22 protein-coding genes are annotated in these 20,590 nt (G+C 43.4%); 12 read left to right on the top strand and 10 right to left on the bottom strand.

Annotation, left to right across the window (positions count from 1 at the left end; all coding sequences use genetic code 11):
- The first annotated feature begins 74 nt into the window (after window positions 1-74).
- Window positions 75-353 (top strand): SelT/SelW/SelH family protein, encoded by a 279-nt coding sequence (locus FTW16_RS05705; RefSeq protein ID WP_146490399.1) that lies wholly within the window; start codon window positions 75-77, stop codon window positions 351-353.
- Between the two features lie 71 nt (window positions 354-424).
- On the opposite strand, the gene yfcE is transcribed toward FTW16_RS05705, so the two are convergent.
- From yfcE to FTW16_RS05730, 5 genes are read right to left on the bottom strand one after another with little or no spacing between them, the layout of a single operon-like run.
- A complete protein-coding gene (gene yfcE, locus FTW16_RS05710; RefSeq protein ID WP_146490384.1) occupies window positions 425-970 on the bottom strand; it encodes a phosphodiesterase in 546 nt (181 codons plus the stop codon).
- 47 nt (window positions 971-1,017) lie between these two features.
- Window positions 1,018-1,425, bottom strand: a complete 408-nt coding sequence (locus FTW16_RS05715) for a CBS domain-containing protein (RefSeq protein ID WP_017629601.1) — start codon at window positions 1,423-1,425, stop codon at window positions 1,018-1,020.
- Window positions 1,422-1,772, bottom strand: a complete 351-nt coding sequence (locus FTW16_RS05720; protein WP_146490385.1) for a P-II family nitrogen regulator — start codon at window positions 1,770-1,772, stop codon at window positions 1,422-1,424. The genes FTW16_RS05715 and FTW16_RS05720 overlap by 4 nt, the downstream gene beginning before the upstream one ends.
- Window positions 1,762-2,556 carry a DUF1538 domain-containing protein gene (locus tag FTW16_RS05725; RefSeq protein ID WP_146490386.1) on the bottom strand — a complete coding sequence of 265 codons (795 nt, stop codon included), beginning with the start codon at window positions 2,554-2,556 and terminating at the stop codon, window positions 1,762-1,764. Before FTW16_RS05725 ends, FTW16_RS05720 begins: the two co-directional genes overlap by 11 nt.
- Window positions 2,553-3,287, bottom strand: a complete 735-nt coding sequence (locus tag FTW16_RS05730; RefSeq protein ID WP_146490387.1) for a DUF1538 domain-containing protein — start codon at window positions 3,285-3,287, stop codon at window positions 2,553-2,555. Before FTW16_RS05730 ends, FTW16_RS05725 begins: the two co-directional genes overlap by 4 nt.
- A gap of 301 nt (window positions 3,288-3,588) precedes the next feature.
- Between FTW16_RS05730 and FTW16_RS05735 the strand changes: the two genes are divergently transcribed.
- The 6 genes from FTW16_RS05735 to FTW16_RS05760 all read left to right on the top strand — a co-directional run bounded on the left by FTW16_RS05735 (window position 3,589) and on the right by FTW16_RS05760 (window position 8,717).
- Window positions 3,589-4,503 (top strand): TIGR01777 family oxidoreductase, encoded by a 915-nt coding sequence (locus FTW16_RS05735; RefSeq protein ID WP_146490388.1) that lies wholly within the window; start codon window positions 3,589-3,591, stop codon window positions 4,501-4,503.
- 43 nt (window positions 4,504-4,546) lie between these two features.
- Window positions 4,547-5,374, top strand: a complete 828-nt coding sequence (locus FTW16_RS05740) for an SDR family oxidoreductase (RefSeq protein WP_146490389.1) — start codon at window positions 4,547-4,549, stop codon at window positions 5,372-5,374.
- Window positions 5,375-5,770: 396 nt separating this feature from the next.
- Window positions 5,771-6,625 carry a co-chaperone YbbN gene (locus FTW16_RS05745; RefSeq protein WP_146490390.1) on the top strand — a complete coding sequence of 285 codons (855 nt, stop codon included), beginning with the start codon at window positions 5,771-5,773 and terminating at the stop codon, window positions 6,623-6,625.
- A gap of 210 nt (window positions 6,626-6,835) precedes the next feature.
- Entirely contained in the window at window positions 6,836-7,765 is a 930-nt protein-coding gene (locus FTW16_RS05750) for an SPFH domain-containing protein (RefSeq protein WP_017063395.1), read from the top strand.
- 3 nt (window positions 7,766-7,768) lie between these two features.
- Complete coding sequence (locus tag FTW16_RS05755) at window positions 7,769-8,218, top strand: NfeD family protein (protein ID WP_146490391.1); 450 nt, start codon at window positions 7,769-7,771, stop codon at window positions 8,216-8,218.
- Window positions 8,219-8,537: 319 nt separating this feature from the next.
- Complete coding sequence (locus FTW16_RS05760) at window positions 8,538-8,717, top strand: hypothetical protein (protein WP_081090150.1); 180 nt, start codon at window positions 8,538-8,540, stop codon at window positions 8,715-8,717.
- Window positions 8,718-8,778: 61 nt separating this feature from the next.
- Here the strand turns inward: FTW16_RS05760 and cueR are convergent, their stop codons facing one another.
- From cueR to zipA, 5 genes are all read right to left on the bottom strand, one after another.
- Window positions 8,779-9,171 (bottom strand): Cu(I)-responsive transcriptional regulator, encoded by a 393-nt coding sequence (gene cueR / locus FTW16_RS05765; RefSeq protein ID WP_060982188.1) that lies wholly within the window; start codon window positions 9,169-9,171, stop codon window positions 8,779-8,781.
- A 93-nt stretch (window positions 9,172-9,264) separates the two neighbouring features.
- Window positions 9,265-10,071 (bottom strand): DUF2057 family protein, encoded by an 807-nt coding sequence (locus tag FTW16_RS05770; RefSeq protein WP_146490392.1) that lies wholly within the window; start codon window positions 10,069-10,071, stop codon window positions 9,265-9,267.
- Between the two features lie 99 nt (window positions 10,072-10,170).
- Window positions 10,171-11,307, bottom strand: coding sequence for a porin (locus FTW16_RS05775; protein ID WP_146490393.1), 1,137 nt, complete (start codon window positions 11,305-11,307; stop codon window positions 10,171-10,173).
- Window positions 11,308-11,832: 525 nt separating this feature from the next.
- On the bottom strand, window positions 11,833-13,845 hold the full coding sequence (gene ligA / locus FTW16_RS05785; RefSeq protein ID WP_146490394.1) for an NAD-dependent DNA ligase LigA: 2,013 nt from the start codon (window positions 13,843-13,845) through the stop codon (window positions 11,833-11,835).
- 92 nt (window positions 13,846-13,937) lie between these two features.
- On the bottom strand, window positions 13,938-14,981 hold the full coding sequence (gene zipA, locus FTW16_RS05790) for a cell division protein ZipA (RefSeq protein ID WP_146490395.1): 1,044 nt from the start codon (window positions 14,979-14,981) through the stop codon (window positions 13,938-13,940).
- A 229-nt stretch (window positions 14,982-15,210) separates the two neighbouring features.
- Between zipA and cysZ the strand changes: the two genes are divergently transcribed.
- The 5 genes from cysZ (at window position 15,211) to crr (ending at window position 20,213) form a co-directional block, all read left to right on the top strand.
- Window positions 15,211-15,969 (top strand): sulfate transporter CysZ, encoded by a 759-nt coding sequence (gene cysZ / locus FTW16_RS05795; protein ID WP_146490396.1) that lies wholly within the window; start codon window positions 15,211-15,213, stop codon window positions 15,967-15,969.
- Between the two features lie 238 nt (window positions 15,970-16,207).
- Window positions 16,208-17,176, top strand: coding sequence for a cysteine synthase A (cysK, locus tag FTW16_RS05800; RefSeq protein ID WP_050620962.1), 969 nt, complete (start codon window positions 16,208-16,210; stop codon window positions 17,174-17,176).
- A gap of 302 nt (window positions 17,177-17,478) precedes the next feature.
- Entirely contained in the window at window positions 17,479-17,736 is a 258-nt protein-coding gene (locus tag FTW16_RS05805; protein ID WP_004734263.1) for an HPr family phosphocarrier protein, read from the top strand.
- Between the two features lie 136 nt (window positions 17,737-17,872).
- Window positions 17,873-19,597, top strand: coding sequence for a phosphoenolpyruvate-protein phosphotransferase PtsI (ptsI, locus tag FTW16_RS05810; protein WP_146490397.1), 1,725 nt, complete (start codon window positions 17,873-17,875; stop codon window positions 19,595-19,597).
- Between the two features lie 106 nt (window positions 19,598-19,703).
- Window positions 19,704-20,213, top strand: a complete 510-nt coding sequence (gene crr, locus FTW16_RS05815) for a PTS glucose transporter subunit IIA (RefSeq protein ID WP_004737851.1) — start codon at window positions 19,704-19,706, stop codon at window positions 20,211-20,213.
- Window positions 20,214-20,590 lie beyond the last annotated feature (377 nt).

Here is a 20,590-nt window from a genome sequence, read left to right on the forward strand (position 1 = left end):
ACCAGTAGGAAATTACTATTATAGCGTTTAGAGGAGCATCCATGAGAACAGAACCTACTCAAACAGCGACATCAATTGCTAAGGCTTCCATATCCATATATTACTGTCGCCAGTGCAATTGGATGCTTCGTTCTAGTTGGTTATGCCAAGAGCTGCTTCATACCTTCAGTGAGGAAATTGAACAAGTAAGCTTGCATCCAGATACCGGAGGCAGATTCGAAATCTTTTGTAATGGTGTACAGATTTGGGAAAGAAAAACAGATGAAGGTTTTCCAGAGGCTAAAATTCTGAAGCAAAGAGTGCGAAACATCATTGCTCCAGACAGAGACCTCGGCCACGTAGACTCAAAATAAGCCTTTTTATAGCAGTGACAGATTCAAGTTCCGTCCCCCTATTAAATGTTGATGAAACTGACTACGAGAGCTTATAGCTGGCCGCTCACAATCAGGTCACCTTCAAGGCTGATCACTTTGAAGGTGTTGTCTTCATATAGACCATAGCTTGCTGCGTTCCCTTCTCGTGGAAATGTTACCGAGCTAGGGTTAAAAATGAAGATATCATCTTGGTATTCAGCAACTGGGATATGAGTATGGCCGTGAGCAATAATATCGCCCGCTTTCAGTGCTGGTCGCTTCGTTGTGTTGTACAGGTGACCATGAGTTAAGAACATACGCTGACCTGACTCAAGCAGTACCCATGAGTAATCCATCATCATTGGGAAAGACAACAGCATCTGATCCACTTCGCTGTCGCAGTTACCACGAACGGCAATGATCTCTTGAGAAAACGCATTCAACTTCTCTGCAACCGCCGGCGGGTTGTATCCCTCTGGAATCGGGTTTCTTGGACCATGATTCAGAATATCACCCAATAGAACCAAATATTGCGCACCAGATGCTTGGTATAGCTCTAATACTTTTTCTGTTGCTGGCAGCGAACCGTGTAGGTCTGAAGCAAAAAATAATTTCACACGTACTTCTCCATAAAATTTATGAGCCTATTGTACGTATCTAACGGCTACACGTCATCTCTCGCCATACCGTTGATCACGATATTATTGTAACTAACCATACCGACTATTTTATGGTCACTGACTACTGGGGCACGACTGATACCAAAACGCTCAAACAAGCGCGCACAATACTTCACATTCATATCGGCAGACACGCTCAAAGCCGGTTTAGTCATGATTTCATAAACGTTAGTGCGCTTAGGTGATCGGTTCTTGGCTAACACTTTCTTGGCGATGTCATTCATCAACACGATGCCGTATTCATCATCCTCATGGCGTTTATCGACGATGATGGCTTTTACTTTGTGCTTTTTTGCCATCTCAATCGCTTCTAACACCGTCGTTAGACCGTCAATAATCACATACGTGTTGGCCATTACATCGCTTACTCGAATTGTCTCACCCGTATTCATAGCTCATCCTCCACAACTTTGGTTAATGTCTCGACTTGGTGCGCGACCCCGACCGCATCTTCAACATCGATCTGAACAGCAATGCCTTGCCCTGACTCTTGGTCGAACTCTCCGACTTCACCGATGGTTTCTAAAATATGTCTCGCCAAATGCTCTTCGACGACAAACAACAACACATCTTTTTGCACCTCCAAAGTTAAGCCAAAGAAGGTGGTTTTTTGGTTTAGACCTTGCCCTCTGGCATTGTTGATCACCGTTGCTCCAGTTGCGCCCGCATCACGCGCGGCATCGAGCACACTGTCTGTCTTGCTCTCTTCTACAAACGCTAAGATAAGTTTAAAGCGCATCTTTGCTCTCCTTAGAGGTGTGTAAACGGTTTAACCATTGTGTTATTTGGGCATAGCCCATCACTGAAATAATCGGAAATAAGCTGGCGAAAGCAATCAACCCAAAGCCATCAATCACAGGGTTTCTTCCAGGCACAGTTGAAGCGAGCCCTAGCCCAAGCGCCGTCACTAAGGGAACGGTCACGGTGGATGTCGTCACTCCGCCAGAATCATAGGCCAATGGGATGATCAGTTTGGGGGCGTAAAAGGTTTGGATAACCACGACGACATAGCCAAAAATGATGTAGTAATGGATCGGGTCACCCGCAACGATCCGATAGCTTCCAAGCGAGATACCGATAGCCACTCCTAATGCCACGGCGATTCTCAGTCCATTAACACTGATACTGCCGCCCGAGACTTGATTCGCTTTAATAGCCACCGCAATCAAAGATGGCTCGGCGATCGTGGTACTAAAACCAATGCAGAATGCAAAAAGATAAACCCAATAATAATCAAACCAAGCTAATGTCAGGCCAGAACTGACCTTAAACTCAGTTAGAAAGCTGGGTTCGGTCAACTGCATGGCCATCGTCTCCCCTAAGGGGAACAGTGCGAGTTCCAATCCCATCAAGAAAAGAGATAAACCAAGGATGACGTAGAAAAAACCAACCAGCACCTTGGCTAAATTGTTCACCGGCTTACGTAGCACCGCCAACTGAAAACCAAAGATGATCACCGCAATCGGAATTACATCCATCACGGTGCCTAAAAAGGTGTCGATAAACTGCTGAGCATTGATCATGTCACCACCATCCCATAGACCATGACAAACATCATCGGCAACAGTGACGCAAAGGCGATCAATCCAAAGCCATCGATCATTGGATTACGGCCCTTGATTGCTGAAGCTAAACCCACCCCTAATGCTGTCACCAACGGAACGGTGATGGTTGATGTTGTCACTCCACCAGAGTCATACGCTATGCCAATGATATTTTCAGGGGCGAAAGCGGTAAGCACCACCACACCAATATACCCACCGATGATCATGTACTGAATTGGCCACCCTTTTAAGATGCGCAGCACCCCAAGTAAGATGGCGATACCCACCGACAATGCTACGGTGAAACGCAAACCATCTGCATATTCTTCCATTTCATCTAACGTATTGGGGATAACGCCTCCCTCGGCAGCCACTTCCGCAGCTTCAGCCGCCACCGCAGTTAACGCAGGTTCTGCAATGGTTGTTCCAAAGCCCAAACAAAAAGCAAATGTCAGTAACCAGAACACACTCCCTTTGCGAGCAAAGGCTTGAGCCATAGACTCACCGATTGGGAATAGGCCCATTTCTAGGCCGAATATGAAGAAGGTTAACCCAAAGACCACCAGCACTAAGCCGGTTAGAATTGATAACAGATGAGGAAGCGGCTCTTGCAACACAGCCAGCTGGAAGAAGGCGATCACTGCGACAATCGGCAACAGATCTCGTAGGCTACCTAGCATGGCTCGAAACAAAGCAAGTACTGCCGCCATCGCCACTCCTTATCGCTGAAATTGTGTCGGGTTATTGGTTACTAATAATCATGGCAAATCCTTATCATTCCTTATGTGATAAATATTACGCAGTTGGTAACATATCCGAGTAAAATCCATAAGTGTGATAACGGTACACATCTTGGCCAAATGAATTTTATTTCACTCATTCTTTAATTTTAAAAGGCGTAATTTGGGTATCACACGATTGAAACCAACTGATCGTTATAGTGATTTTTTCGTATTGATTGGCGATTAAAAACAAGCCATGTCTATAATTATGTTTAATAAGGAGATTGGTATGAAGATATTGTTAACTGGTGGTACGGGATTTATTGGCTCTGAATTGGTTAAAAGTTGGAACACTGACGATGTGACATTGCTGACGCGGAGCCCTGAAAAAGCAAAGCAAAATCTAAATCACCTGAACCAGAACAACCTTCATTACATTCAATCCCTTGATGAACTAAGCGACCTCAACGACTTCGATGTGGTGGTTAACCTTGCTGGCGAACCGATAGCCGACAAGCGTTGGAGCGAAGAACAAAAAGAGAGAATCTGCAGTAGCCGCTGGCACATCACAGAAAAGTTGGTCGAGTTAATTCATGCCAGCAGCAACCCACCTGAGGTTTTCATTAGCGGTTCAGCCGTAGGTTATTATGGCGATCAACAACAACACCCGTTTGATGAATCGTTACAAGTGAAGGATGAGAGCTTCCCTCATAAAGTTTGTGCTCACTGGGAAGAGATAGCTAAACGAGCTGAATCAGATAACACGCGAGTGATACTACTTAGAACGGGGATTGTGTTAGGAGAAAATGGCGGCGCACTAAAGAAAATGCTAATGCCCTACAAACTCGGCGTAGGTGGGCCTCTAGGTTCTGGCAAACAGTACATGCCATGGATTCACATGCTAGATATGGTGAGAGCCATTAACCACTTGTTGTCGATTCCTCACGCCCAAGGCGAGTTTAATATGTGCGCGCCACACCCTGTGACTAACAAGCTATTCAGTAGCACGTTAGCCAAACAATTGGGCCGTCCGCATTTCTTGTTCACACCGAAATGGGCAATGTCACTTCTGATGGGAGAATCATCGTGTTTGCTATTTGATAGCATCCGCTCCAAACCAAAGAAGCTCACCGAAATGGGATTCATCTTTAGTTACTCAAGAATCGAGCCTGCACTAAAAAACTTGTTACAACATCAAGACTAATTCTTTACCCTAGAGTCATAGAGACTTTAATAAAGGATTAAGCGTGAACAAGTCGATTCTTATCACTGGTTGCTCAACGGGTATTGGCTATACATGTGCACATGCACTACAAAAGCGCGGTTTTCATGTCATTGCATCTTGTCGTGACCCACAAGATGTTCAACGCCTTCAAGACGAAGGTCTTACCTGCATTCAACTCGATCTTTCCAACCAAGAAAGTATTGAACATGGCGCCAAGCTTGCGATTGAACTCGCACCTAACGGGCTATATGGATTATTTAACAACGGTGCTTACGGCCAAGCGGGTGCGCTAGAAGACTTACCTACTCAAGGACTGAGAGAGCAATTCGAAACCAACTTCTTTGGTTGGCATCATCTCGTTTGTCAGATCCTTCCGCACATGCGCGAACGTGGCGAAGGTCGAATCGTACAAAACAGTTCCGTATTAGGTTTTGCAGCGATGAAGTATCGTGGTGCTTATAATGCTTCTAAATTCGCAATTGAGGGCTGGACGGATACCTTGCGATTGGAACTGCATGGCAGTGGTATACAGATCTCATTACTGCAACCAGGGCCAATTGAGACTCAATTTAGAACCAATGCCTTAAAAGCGTTCAATAAATGGATCAACATTTCTGGCAGCGCTCACCAAGACGCTTATCAACAACAAAAAGATCGACTCGAAAAAGAATCATCGAATAACGCTTTTGTGCTGCCTCCCGAAAGTTGTATTGAGCCGGTATTCCATGCTCTCACAGCCGATAAACCCAAGCTAAGATATCGAGTTACAACTCCAACTAAGGTGTTCGCGGTATTGAAAAGAATTCTACCGAGTCGCTTGCTAGACCCTATTTTGAGAAAAGCTGCATAAATTGCTAACTTTGAATGCAGAGTCGCAAACTTTAATGTAACGATGTAATTTTTCCGTAACAATAAGATGCCATGATGATCCTATCCCATCAATTATTCCCAATTGATGGTTCTACTCTGGAAATCTCATGACTTTAAACCGCCTTAATTGGGTAGGTGTGGGTCTGGCTATTACGTTGTTTATTCTGTTTTGAGTATCTCACGCAACGCCTCACTGACTACCTCGATGATAACGCTATGCCTTCCATGTTGAGATAACAACTCTATCAACATCGAAGCATAGCGTTTTTCCATTTTTGGTTCTTTTTATCCGAGATAACCGAGTTAGATCTTGAAGTTACCGACTAATCCCCCCATATTTGCAACGTATCTACAAAACAAACCTCAAGGAACGTAAATGCAATCTCCGCATATTGTTGAACTTAATGAGCAGAACTTTCGTCAAGTATTAGAAGGTTCGATGCAGACCCCTGTACTCATCCATTTTTGGGCACCAATGAGCCAAGAGAGCGCCCAAGTCATTCCTGAACTTCAAACCTTAACTCAGCAATACAACGGTGCTTTCACGTTAGCGCTATTGAATTGCGAGCAAGAACAAGCGATTGCTAGCCAGTTTGGTGTTCAAGCACTGCCTACGATTGCACTGTTTGTTAACGGTCAACCTGTCGACGGGCTCGGTGGTCCTCAAAGCTTAGACGCGATTGTAGAGATGCTAGGCAAACACCTTCCTAGTCAAGATGAACTAGCTTTACGTCAAGCTCTTGAGCAAATGCAAGCAGGTGAACACACACAAGCACTAGCAGCAATGCAACAACTTCCAGCTGAGCTAACGAATAAAGGTGAAGTAAAACTGGCGATCGCAGAGTGTTTGTTAGAAACGCAACAATTTGACCTTGCTGAAATTCAGCTATCAACCATCCCTCTTGAGTACCAAGATAATTACTACAAAGGCTTAGTCGCCAAACTTGAGCTTCACAAGCAGGCTGCAGACAGCCCTGAAATACAAGCATTAGAAGTAGCGCTTCAGAAAAATCCAAGCGATGCAAAAACAGCATCTGAATTAGCATTACAATATCACCAAGTAAACCGCAGTGAAGAAGCAATGGATCTATTGTGGTCTTTCCTAGCCAAAGATCTTAATACTCTCGATGGCGACATGAAAAAAGAGTTCATGGACATCTTGAGTGCGCTTGGACAAGGTAACCCAGTTGCCAGTAAGTACCGCCGTCAACTTTACTCCCTGCTTTACTAGTCCGGTTCTGTAACAGCTAAGTCGTAGGTTAGCTATCAAATCTAAATTCAGGCAAACCCACCTATTAGATTTTCGAATGTAAAACTTCACAATGGGCCATAAAATCAATGTTTTATGGCCCATTTCTCATTTATAAATTTGCCCCGTCTTTAAATATGCGCCAGTATGAGTAATAAACATTCAAAAACTTAAACTTGCAAAGGACTTTGTATGCCTATTGATACCTTGATTACTATTGGCGTCTTTACTGCCGTCGCACTGTTATTTATCTTCGCTGGCGTAAAAACCGTTCCACAAGGCAATAACTGGACCGTAGAACGCTTTGGCCGATACACACATACTCTTAAACCGGGTCTTAACTTAATCATTCCATTTATTGATAAAGTTGGACAACGCATCAGTATGATGGAGCGTGTTCTCGATATCCCGGCACAAGAAGTCATCTCCAAAGATAACGCGAATGTAGTTATTGATGCGGTGTGTTTTGTTCAAGTGATCGATGCACCTAAAGCGGCTTATGAAGTGAATGACCTTGAACACGCGATTCGTAACTTAACCCTCACTAATATTCGTACTGTACTGGGCTCGATGGAGCTGGATGAGATGCTTAGCCAGCGTGACATGATCAATACTAAGCTCCTAAATATCGTTGATGAAGCAACTAACCCGTGGGGCGTAAAAGTCACCCGTATCGAAATTAAAGACGTACAGCCACCAGCAGACCTTACTGCTGCGATGAATGCCCAGATGAAAGCCGAGCGTAATAAACGTGCTGATATCCTTGAGGCAGAAGGTGTACGACAAGCTGAGATCTTGAAAGCAGAAGGTCACAAGCAATCAGAGATCCTGAAAGCAGAAGGTGAGAAGCAAGCGGCAATATTGCAAGCAGAAGCCCGTGAGCGTGCCGCAGAAGCAGAAGCTAAAGCGACAGAAATGGTATCAACGGCAATTGCTCAAGGTGACATGCAAGCGGTCAATTACTTTATTGCACAAGGTTACACCGACGCATTGAAATCTATAGGCCAAGCTGAAAACGGCAAGATCATCATGCTGCCACTCGAAGCAACTGGCCTTATGGGTTCTGTCGCGGGTATCGCGGAGATGTTTGCACATAAGAATGACAAAGGTAGTAAGGACTAACTTATGGTCGAATTACTAGAACAAGTAAACCACTGGCATTGGTTAGCGTTTGGTCTAGCATTGTTAGCGCTTGAGCTAATTGGAACCGCTGGTTACTTTTTATGGATAGGCATATCTGCCATGTTGGTCGGTGCCCTATTAGGCGCACTACCAATCGGTTGGCAGATGCAATGGCTGTCCTTCGCTAGCTTCTCTCTGATTACCACTTGGTTATGGTGGAGAAGACAACTGTCTAATGACAGGCAGTCAGATGCAGGGCGAGAGTTAAACCAAAGAGAAAAACAACTGGTAGGTCAAACCATTATTCTAAGTGAAGACGTAAAGAAAGGTAGCTGTCGAATTAAGTTCGGTGACTCTTCTTGGTCAGCAAAGGCGAGTCAAGATATCCCATCTGGCACCGAAATTAGGATTGTCGCTTTAGACGGAATAGTTCTAATAATAGAACCTTTATAAAAAAGAGCTATATGAAGCCTGTATTTTCAATAAATGCAGGCTTTTTCTATTTTTGAACCTTAATAATATTCGAATTATCATTACGATAGATTGAATAGTAAAAAAAATAAGTTCTTATTTCGTAAAGCTAAAAATTTTGATTGAGCTAAAAAGATATAAGAAAGTCAGGTTTCTTAACCAATATAGATATGAATAGTGAGCCACGCTCTCGCTTAATTATAATTATTAAAAATGTTAAGTCCGTCCAATTTTTGAAATTTTCCTTTCCTTGTCCATACTTTCATTTATCTCAACAAGAGATAAACATAACGGAGTCTGTATGAGACATTTCCTAATAATTTTAACAGCAATATTCAGCCTGTCATTCGGCAGTGCTCTGGCGAGCAGTCAGTCTCCAGGTAACGGAAACATGGGGCCTATTGTTAAGTGCTCAGATGGCAATGCTGTCACTCATGTACCAATTCTGATCTGCAAACATTACGGCGGAACAGTACTGTGATAAGTAATTAAAGTCAGGCTAGTAATACTATTTGCAGCCTGACTATTATTTACATTCGAAACTAACTGCGGCCAGCAAGGTTGTTTAAAATAGGACATTCCGTTGAAGTGTCTCCAGGGCAATCATGTACCCAAGATTGCAGCTGCACCTTCATCTTGTTTAATTCCGCAAGCTTCAACTCTATTTCATCTAACTTCTGCGTGGCTTTCTTTTTTACTTCGTAGCTTTGTCTGTTGGGGTTCATTGCCAGTTCAACAAGCGCTTTACATTCGTCAAGAGTGAATCCAACCATCTTAGCTCTCAGTACAAACTCCAACTGTTCGATGTGAATCTCGCCGTATTGCCTGTACCCATTTTCTGAACGGTGCGGTGGGCTCATCATGCCCTTACTTTCGTAAAAACGAATGGATTTCGCTGTCGTACCAACACGCTTTGCTACTTCACCAATATTCACAATCTTACCTGTAAGCCTAAAAAGAAAAACCGCAGTACTGCTGTTATACAATACTGCGGTTGAAAAACATAGCTAGAGACTTACGTTAGAAGCCTACTCTTGCTCTAACAGCCAAATTATAGTTTGAGATTTTTCTTCGCTGTCTAGCTTATTGAACCAATATGAAACCATTTCGATTTCTTTTGAGCCTTCTAGTGATGCAGGGTTAGCGTTCTTACGGTTCTTGAATGCCCAATCTGTCACTGCAGATTGTTCTTCTTTTGTTGCTTCGCCGTACCAGTAGTTAACCATCTCTTGTGCTTGCGAGGCTTTTGGTTCCTCTGCAGAAACAGCTGCTACTGGCACTGCAGCTACAGGAGCAACCGCAATAGCTGTATGATTATTCGCACCGTTGTAGATTGTGTCGATATACGCTTTCGGCACAATAAAAGTTGTACTCATTGTTGAGTTTTGTCCATCAAGCGTAAACTCTAAATTCTTTGCTCTTGATTGCTGAATGTCAGCATCACTTAATGGAAATTTAATATATTGAGTCTTTGTACAATGCTCACTGCAGCTTTCTCTTGGTACTTGTCTCTCTTCTAGCTCTATCGTCTTACCAAAAAAGCTAACAGTTTCGTACTCTTTATAACTTTGGAAGTAGCTTACATCCATAGTGATTGAAGATTCTGGGGCTGAATTCTGTGTTACTTCTTTGTTATACGTAAAGTAGAGTGACGATTTCAGGATATCCGCCCCTACATTAGCTTTACTTTCAGCCACATAAGATTGTCCAGTCACTTGAATGTAACCACCTTTAGGCTGTACATCTGCTACTGAATCTGCAAAATTACTTTTTGAATCGAGTGAACTACAAGCTCCCAAAAATAATGATAATACAACTACACTAACTTTATTCATTATGACTAATTCCTTATGTTCACTATGGAAAAACGCTGGCAAAATAATTTACCAGCGTTTTGATTTTTATCTAACTATTTTTAAGCTGATAACTTTAGCTTAGAAACCGTACTCAAGACCAACGCGAGTTACGATATCTGTATCAGCGTCACCAACAGTACGACCCGCTACACGTAGGTAAGGTACGAAACCGTTGTGAACTGCCATTAGCTGACCAGAGATAGTGTTGCTATCTGAGTTAGCGTCTTTAGAACCGTTTGTTTCAGACTCAAGGTTCGCTGCGTAACCTAGTTTGAAACCGATTGGACCGTTCCAGTATTGACCAATGATAGAGTAAGAGTCTTGAGTCACTTTACGGATACCATTGTCTAGCTCTTCACCTTTATATGCTGCAGCAAAGCCGAAACCCGCTGGTAGGCTAGCTTCAAAGCCAACGATGTATGCAAATGTATCATCATCGTAGCCCGCAACTACATCTGATTGATATTGGTCACCAGCTTTAACAACAGTACCGTCAGCAAGCTTAACTTCTTCTTGAGCGATTAAGTACTCACCACCAGAAGCCGCAACTACACGTGTACCAGATTCAACTGCACCCATGAATGTTACTTTTTCGAAGCTGTACTTAGCACTTGCACCAACGAAGTTAGCATCACGAGTCGCCGCACCACCACCGTTGTCGTTATCATCACGACCAACAGAAGCTGCAAAAGAGAAACCACCAAATTTAGCTGAATCGTAACGTACTTGGTTAGATTGACGATCGTAGTGACCGTTGATGCCACCCCAATCGAATACAGAACCTAGACCAGGGTTAGAGAATGGCCAGTCGACGATTTCGTATAGTGGCGTAAGAACACGACCCACACGTAGATTACCCCAAGAGCCAGAAGCGCCAACGAAAGTATCACGGAAACCTAGAACACCGCCTGAAACGCCACCGTGAGACCAGTCTGTGCTATCTACGTAGCCAGATTCGATCTGCATTGTGATTGTAACGTCTTCAAACATATCTTTGTGAGCACGGAAGCCGATACGAGATTCATTCTCTACAGCATAGCCAGAGCTAGAGTCATTGTTGTCAGTTGTGTTGTAGTTCACTAAAGAGATAGCTGCAACACCGTATACGTCAACGTTGAAGTCAGAGTTGATACCAACTTCTTTCGCCATTACGCCTGTCGATAAAAGTGCAACTGTTGCACCTAGTAGAGTACGTTTGAAAATTTTGTTTTCCATGGAATAAAACTCCTAAAAATGGATATAGCTGTTTGAATATTCCCCGCCTAAAGTTGGCCGCCGTAGAGAGAAATACCTTTTCTTGTTTGAGAACCCTGAACTCTGAATTCTCTATTTCCTTTCTGGTTATACACATCGTGTGCATCCATGGCATTAAGACTAACTTCGCCCTCAAAAAGATCAATGAGAACTTAATTTTCATCTAAAAAAATATGAGTTGGTGCAAATTTAGTAGGTACTTAGTGATCCAGATCGATAAATTGAAAAAGCCACCCCGAAATACAATTAAATCAAATAAAAACAATAACTTAAAGATTTGTTGTTTTTATAAAAATAGATATGACTCGCATATTTCATTCAACTGGAACGGTATTTCATTAATATTGAGCAGCGTCACTGTCCTGACTTTAGAGTTCATATAGGAACAAAATTATCAACAATTAAAAAGCCCTCATTTTTATATCAGAAACAAAAAAGGCACTCCCTTAAAAGGAGTGCCTTTGAGCTTTTTTTATCTGTATTTACTTACGAAATAAGGGCTATTAGATCTTCTTCTGTTCTTATTTCGATACCTAAATCTTGTGCTTTGGTTAATTTAGAACCCGCCGCTTCACCGGCAAACAAGATGTCCGTTTTCTTAGATACGCTACCCGTAACTTTCGCACCCAATGCTTGCAATGCCGCTTTGGCTTCACTGCGACCTAGTTGAGAAAGTGACCCAGTCAACACAACTACCTTACCTTCTAGTGGTAGCTCTTGATCATCCGCAGCTTCTTCGATGACAGGCCAGTTCACGCCAAGTTCTATCAGCTGATCGACTACCGCTCTGTTTTTCTCTTGCGAAAAGAAACTTGTGATATGGCTAGCGACGATGTCACCAATATCAGACACCTCAACTAATTGTTCATGGGTCGCCACTTGAACCAGCTCCAGTGTTTTGAAGTGTTGCGCCAAGTTCATCGCAGTTGCTTCACCCACTTCACGAATACCTAGCGAATAAAGGAAACGTGCCAGTGTTGTGTCTTTGGCTTTATTAAGCGCACTCACCACATTTTGCGCCGATTTAGGCCCCATACGATCAAGAACTGTGATCACGCCCGCGCTGAGCTTGAACAAGTCAGCGGGCGTTTCTACCATTTCACGGTCTACAAGCTGCTCTATCACCTTTACGCCAAGACCATCAACATCCAACGCCTTTCTCGACACAAAGTGCTTCAGCGCTTCTTTACGCTGCGCCTGACATACTAAACCGCCAGTACAACGCGCTACAGCCTCACCCTCTATGCGCTCAACTGCCGAGTTACATACTGGGCAAGCGCTCGGGAATACGATGTCTTTCGCAGTTTCAGGACGACGATCTAGTACAACAGCCACAATTTGCGGAATCACGTCGCCAGCACGGCGAATAATAACGCTGTCGCCTATCTTCACGCCTAAACGAGCAATCTCATCGGCATTGTGAAGCGTGGCATTACTCACCGTCACACCACCAACAAAGATAGGTTCCAGTTTAGCAACCGGCGTAATAGCGCCCGTACGGCCTACCTGGAACTCAACATCGTTAAGCAGAGTGACCTCTTCTTGCGCTGGGAATTTGTAAGCAATCGCCCAGCGAGGCGCTCTAGCAACAAAGCCAAGCACTTCTTGTGCGGCAATATCGTCGACTTTGATCACCACACCATCAATCTCATAAGCCAGAGCATCGCGACGGGTCATGATGTCTTGGTAATAAGCCTTTACGTCCTCAAGTGAGCTAAGCTGCTTAGTCTCAGGACACATAGGTAACCCCCAGCCTTTCAGCTGTAAGAAGCGTTGATAGTGGCTATTAGATAGCTCAGCGCCCTCTACAACACCAACACTGTAGGCATAGAAAGCCAGCGGGCGTTTCGCTGTAATACGAGAATCCAGCTGACGTAAGCTACCTGCTGCGGCATTACGTGGGTTAACAAAGACTTTCTCGCCTTTCTTCAACGCCATCTCATTCAACTTATCGAAACCCGCTTTTGGCATAAACACCTCGCCACGAACTTCAATACGCTCTGGCCAGCCTGCACCTTGTAATTTAAGTGGGATAGAGCTGATAGTACGCACGTTTTCAGTGATATTTTCACCCGTCGCACCGTCACCACGTGTAGCAGCCTGAACTAGGGTACCATTCACATAGAGCAAGCTAACGGCAAGGCCATCAAGCTTAGGTTCACAACAGAAAGTCTTGAGATTTGCGGTTGGCGCTCTATCAGACATTCGCTTATTGAACGCATCCAAATCTTCATCAGAGAAAGCATTGTCCAGAGAAAGCATTGGGATCTCATGAGTCACTTGAGTGAAACCATCGAGAGGCTGACCACCAACACGCTGGCTCGGAGAATCTACCGTCACTAGCTCTGGGTTCTCTTCTTCGATCTTTAGCAATTGCTGCATTAATCGATCGTACTCGACATCAGGGATCTCAGGGCTATCTTCTACGTAATAACGAACGGCGTGATAATGCAGAGTTTCTCTTAACTGCTCTAAGGTAACTTGAATCGATTCTTTCATATCATTCTCTGTCGTGATTGAAATATCAAAAAGGGCTCCCTTAGGAGCCCTTTTCTATAAATATAGATTATTTACAAGGCTAAACAATACGGCTAGGCATTCGATGCCGTCATAAAGTCTCTGATTTGCTTGCGGTATTCAGATAAACGGTTTGGTGTCATTAAGTTGCGCGATTCATCCAATACGTTTCCGCCCATATCGTCGGCAATTTTCTGCGCCGCACTCAACATCACATTGAAGTTCTGATCAGCTTGACCGTAACAAGGCAACGTCATAAAGAACGAAATACCTTTAGTCGTGAAGTCAGCAGGATCATCATGTTCTAGCGTTCCCGGCTGCATCATATTTGCAACGCTGAAAATAACCTTTGGTGCGTCTGTAGATTGTGCAAAGCAGTGGTAGATAGACATCTCACCATAAGTTAAACCGTTGTTCTCCATGCTACGGAAAAGTTCTGTACCCACAAATGGGATCTCTCCAGCACAGTGAACATTAAGAACGATAACTTCTAAGCCAAGTTCTTCATCTGGCTTCGCTTCTTCAACAGATGCACTTTGCGGAGTAACGACTTCTTTCGCAACAACTGGCTCTCTTTGAGTGAACGTTTCATTTGGAACGAGTGGCTCATCAACCGCCTCAGAAGACTCTTCAAACGAACCGTACTGCTCTTTAAAGCCTGCATGGTTTTCTTTTTGCTCGTCAGTCAACTCAAAGCTTGGAACTTCAGGCTCAACAACCTTCTCTTCCTCAATCACTTCAGGTTCACTTTCAACCTTAATTGGGTCTTCTACGCTGAAAGAAGGAAGATCATTCAATTCGATGTCGTCTTCGTGAGCTTCTTTCATTACTGGTGCTGTTAGTGGATCAGAGTCAATCAGCGGATCAGTCGCCGATGGTGAAACAGCAAAATCCGGCTCTTTACGCTCTTTTCGGATTATCTCAAAATCATCTTCTGGGGCGAATGAACGGTTTGGGATTGTTTCTGCTTGATCTAAGCTGTCGTTATCAAGCTTACCAAGCGGCTTATCTCCAAACTTTGCTTTCCCTTCTTTTTTACTCGTCCATAGGCCATGGAACAATAATGCGGCGATAGCTAATGCGCCAACAATAATGAGTACAAATCGCAATTCCTGCATTTTTCGCTCTCAGCTTTCTTAGTCAACTAGCTATAAACACGCTGTCACTAAGTTGGGTTAATTTGGCTAATCTCACTACTCTATCAAAAGTAGCCACTGTTTTAGAACAACTTAATACAATTAGTTCCTTACATGATGTGATTTTCACCACGCTTTTTTTCTTAATTTCGGTCGAGTACACTAGACATGTTTGCTATTTAATCAAATTCACATGTGACCCAATTTAAATATGACTATTGAATCTGTTCCCCGCTCCGGCTTTGGCTATTTTATTTTCGGAATAAAAATCGCCTTGTCGCCGAGCATTCGTAAGTTTGTACTCATGCCACTTATCGCGAACGTGTTACTCGTTGGTGGTGCTTTGTTTTATATCTTCTCCAACCTAAACACTTGGATTGAGGGTTGGATTGGTGCATTACCAAGCTTCTTATCGTGGTTGTCATACATTTTATGGCCATTACTTGTGTTAACCGTATTGGCCACTTTCTCGTATTTCTTTAGCACCCTCGCGAACTTCATTGCCGCGCCTTTTAATGGATTGCTCGCTGAAAAGGTAGAAGAGTTACTCAGTGGCAAAAAAGTCAATGACGATGGTTTACTGGATGTACTCAAAGATACCCCACGTATTTTAGCGAGAGAATGGCGCAAGCTTGTCTACGTTCTGCCAAAAGCGATAGGTTTATTCCTACTTTTGTTAATTCCAGCACTAGGGCAAACCGTTGCACCGTTTTTATGGTTCATTTTCACAGCATGGATGCTAGCGATTCAATACGCTGACTACCCGTTCGATAACCATAAAATCAAGTTCGATGACATGAGAAACAATTTGAAACAAAAACAAGGTAAGAGCTACAGCTTCGGTGCGCTTGTTTCTGTTTTCACGACTATTCCAATTTTAAACCTGATTGTGATGCCCGTTGCCGTTTGTGGCGCAACAGCAATGTGGGTTGCTGAGTTTAAAGACCAAGCTCTACGCTCACGTCTATAAGTCCTCGTCTCTAACCCTGCCTATACTCCCTAGTTTCGCCTATCTTTTTGAAGTTCTGATTTCAATAAAGATAGGCGTCGATTCTGCTACATATCTATATGATATAACTTTTTAATCCTTTTACCTTTTTTTCAACTTGTTTAATCTAAATTCAAGCTGAAAAAACATCGAAAGACACTAGACGGTAAAGTGATTGATATACTACGTTTAGTTCTGTCATTAAATGAAGGAATATCGCATGAGCAAGATCTACGAAGACAACACCCTAACGATTGGTAACACACCTCTAGTCCGCCTTAACAAAGTAAGCAAAGGTAACGTCCTAGCTAAGATCGAAGCTCGTAACCCAAGCTTCAGTGTTAAGTGCCGTATCGGTTCAAACATGATCTGGGAAGCTGAAAAAGCAGGTACTCTGAAGCCAGGTATCGAGCTTGTTGAACCAACTAGTGGTAACACTGGCGTTGCTCTTGCCTTCGTAGCTGCGGCGCGCGGTTACAAGCTAACGCTAACGATGCCTGAGTCAATGAGCCTAGAACGTCGTAAGCTGCTTAAAGCGCTTGGCGCAAACCTTGTGCTAACTGAAGCACCAAAAGGCATGAACGGCGCGATTGCTAAAGCAGAAGAGATTGTTGCTTCAGACCCAGACAAGTATCTACTACTACAACAGTTCAACAACCCAGCTAACCCACAGATTCACGAGCAGACGACTGGTCCTGAAATTTGGGAAGCAACAGACGGCGAAATCGACGTGTTTGTAGCGGGTGTTGGTACGGGCGGTACTATCACTGGTACAAGTCGTTACATTAAAGGTGAAAAAGGCAAAGCGATTACTTCAGTAGCGGTTGAACCGGCTGAGTCTCCAGTAATTGCACAAGCGCTTGCAGGTGAAGAAATCAAGCCAGCTCCGCACAAAATTCAAGGTATCGGCGCAGGTTTCATCCCTGGAAACCTAGATTTAGAGATTATTGACCGCGTAGAATCGGTAACTTCTGAAGAAGCGATCGAGATGGCTCAACGCCTAATGAAAGAAGAAGGTATCCTTGCTGGCATCTCATCTGGTGCAGCTGTAGTAGCCGCAAACAGAATCTCAGAACTCCCTGAATTTGCAGGAAAAACTATCGTAACGGTACTACCAAGCTCTGGTGAACGTTACCTAAGTACAGCCCTATTTGCTGGCATCTTTACGGAAAAAGAGAACCAACAATAATATGTGGTCAAATCAATTTTTCGTCCAAAAAAGCCCCGTTTAGGGGCTTTTTTGTTGATCCCTGCCCCACCTTTGGTAATATCGGGTCTGTTTTATTTTTCGCTTCAAAATAAAAGAAGCAATAAACAAATTCTGAAAGTCATGAGTACTCAACAAAAGACGACCATGGCTGGATAAAAATTTATAACCAGTCTAAGTTCTAACACGAACATGGCGTACTAGCCTCTAGCGCATTTGGGCTAAAGCAGTTAAGCTAATCTGGTTACAAACTTACAAAAAATAAATTAATTGGGGTATATAAAATGTACGAGAAGCAAGTAGAAATCACAGCAGAAAACGGTCTTCACACTCGTCCAGCTGCACAGTTCGTTAAAGAAGCAAAATCTTTCGACGCTGACATCACAGTGACTTCTAACGGCAAAAGCGCTAGCGCGAAAAGCCTGTTCAAACTACAAACTTTAGGCCTAGTAAAAGGTACTAACGTTACTATTTCAGCTGAAGGTCCTCAAGCTCAGCAAGCAGTTGACCACCTAGTTGCTCTTATGGATCAACTACACTAATACGGTCTCCTTCTTTCAAAGCCATTTTGCATAGCAAAGTGGCTTTGTTCGAAATAGATAGGAATAAGCGCGACATTAGTCGACGACTTAAAGTCACACACTCTCCCGTTTACAGTTGAACAACTAAGGTAAGGCTATGATTTCAGGCATCCTAGCATCTCCTGGTATTGCTTTCGGTAAAGCACTACTACTTCAAGAAGATGAAATTGTCCTAAACACTCAATCTATCTCTGACGACCAAGTTGAAGCAGAAGTACAGCGTTTCTTTGACGCTCGTAACAAATCTTCTCAGCAACTTGAAGTTGTTAAGCAAAAAGCACTTGAAACTTTTGGCGAAGAAAAAGAAGCAATCTTTGAAGGCCACATCATGCTGCTTGAAGATGAAGAGCTAGAAGAAGAGATTTTAGCACTCATCAAGAAAGACAAAATGCACGCAGATAACGCGATCCACACTGTGATCGAAGAGCAAGCTGTTGCACTAGAGTCTCTTGATGATGAGTACCTAAAAGAACGTGCAACTGATATCCGTGATATCGGTACTCGTTTCGTTAAAAATGCTCTAGGCATCAACATTGTATCTCTATCAGATATCAATGAAGAAGTTATCCTAGTAGCTTACGACCTAACGCCATCTGAAACTGCACAAATCAACCTAGACTACGTTCTTGGTTTCGCTTGTGACATCGGCGGTCGTACATCTCATACTTCAATCATGGCACGTTCTTTAGAGCTTCCAGCTATCGTTGGTACTAACGATATCACTAAGCAAGTTAAGAACGGCGACATGCTTGTGCTAGACGCGATGAACAACAAGATCATCATCAACCCTTCAGATGCTGAATTAGCAGAAGCTAAAAAAATCAAAGAAGATTTCGAAGCAGAAGCGGTTGAACTAGCAAAACTAAAAGATTTACATGCTGAAACTCTAGACGGTCACCGTGTAGAAGTTTGTGGCAACATCGGTACAGTAAAAGACTGTGACGGTATCCTGCGTAACGGCGGTGAAGGCGTTGGTCTGTACCGTACTGAGTTCCTATTTATGGACCGTGACGCGCTTCCTACTGAAGAAGAGCAATACGTTGCTTACAAAGAAGTAGCAGAAGCAATGGAAGGTGAGTCAGTGATTATCCGTACTATGGATATCGGTGGCGATAAAGACCTACCATACATGGACCTTCCACAAGAGATGAACCCTTTCTTAGGCTGGCGTGCAGTACGTATCAGCTTGGATCGTCGTGAAATCCTACGTGACCAACTACGTGGCATCCTACGTGCATCTGCACACGGTAAACTACGTATCATGTTCCCAATGATCATTTCTGTTGAAGAGATCCGTGAACTGAAAAAAGCAATCGAAGAGTACAAAGTTGAACTTCGCGCTGAAGGCCTAGCTTTCGATGAAGAAATCGAAATCGGCGTAATGGTTGAGACTCCAGCAGCAGCTGCAATCGCACACCACCTAGCGAAAGAAGTATCTTTCTTCTCTATCGGTACTAACGACCTAACGCAATACACTCTTGCGGTAGACCGTGGTAACGAAATGATTTCTCACCTATACAACCCACTATCTCCTGCTGTTCTTACAGTAATCAAGCAAGTGATCGACGCATCACACGCTGAAGGTAAGTGGACTGGTATGTGTGGTGAGCTTGCTGGTGATGAGCGTGCAACGCTACTTCTTCTTGGCATGGGTCTAGATGAGTTCTCTATGAGCGGTATCTCTATCCCTAAAGTTAAGAAAGTAATCCGTAACTCTAACTTCGCTGAAGTTAAAGCTATGGCTGACGAAGCACTATCTCTACCTACAGCTGCAGAAATTGAAGCTTGCGTAGAAAAATTCATCGCTGAGAAAACTCAGTAATCGCCAAATGCTTAATAAAGTTAGACGGCTAAAAATAGTCGTCTAATTTGTTAGATTGGTATAGTATATTCTACAGAATAAAACTAAACGTTAGGAGCATGACACAATGGGTCTGTTTGACAAACTGAAAAAGCTTGTATCTGATGACAGCGCTGATGCTGGTGCAATCGAAATCATCGCACCTCTTTCTGGTGAAATCGTAAACATCGAAGACGTGCCAGATGTAGTTTTCGCTGAAAAAATCGTTGGTGACGGCATCGCTATCAAACCAGCTGGCGACAAAATGGTAGCTCCAGTTAACGGTACTATCGGTAAGATCTTCGAAACTAACCACGCATTCTCTATCGAGTCTGACGACGGTGTTGAGCTTTTCGTTCACTTCGGTATCGATACTGTTGAACTTAAAGGCGAAGGCTTCACTCGTGTAGCTGAAGAAGGTCAATCTGTTAAAGCTGGTGACACTATCATCACTTTCGACCTAGCGCTTCTAGAAGAGAAAGCGAAATCTACGCTTACTCCAGTTGTTATCTCTAACATGGACGAAATCAAGGAGCTGAACAAGCTTTCTGGTTCTGTAACTGTTGGCGAAACTCCAGTTCTTAAAGTAACTAAGTAATCTCGATTACTTATCAGCTTTAATTAAAACGCTACCTAAGGGTGGCGTTTTTTGTGCCTGTTATTTGGCTCGAGTTCCTTAAACAACAGTTCTGATTACTACTCCTCACCTCGCTGTAAACAATCCCTCAATAAGCCACAGTAATACCCAATTATTAATTACCAACGTAACCCTACTTTGTTATTAAACCACACAAAACACCACCCTTGGCGCAGGTCCCACACGTTAGATCACGCAGTATGTCTTTCGACCACAACAAGAACCCTAACATCTGACTTACTTCTCGATCAAAAGCAGATCCCTGATATCTAGTTTTTGCTTCTGTTTTCCAACATTGCACTTTTCCAAATACACCTTCGCCAAATCGCAGGCAATAA

This window comes from Vibrio sp. T20, assembly GCF_007858795.1.
GTDB lineage: Bacteria > Pseudomonadota > Gammaproteobacteria > Enterobacterales > Vibrionaceae > Vibrio > Vibrio satsumensis.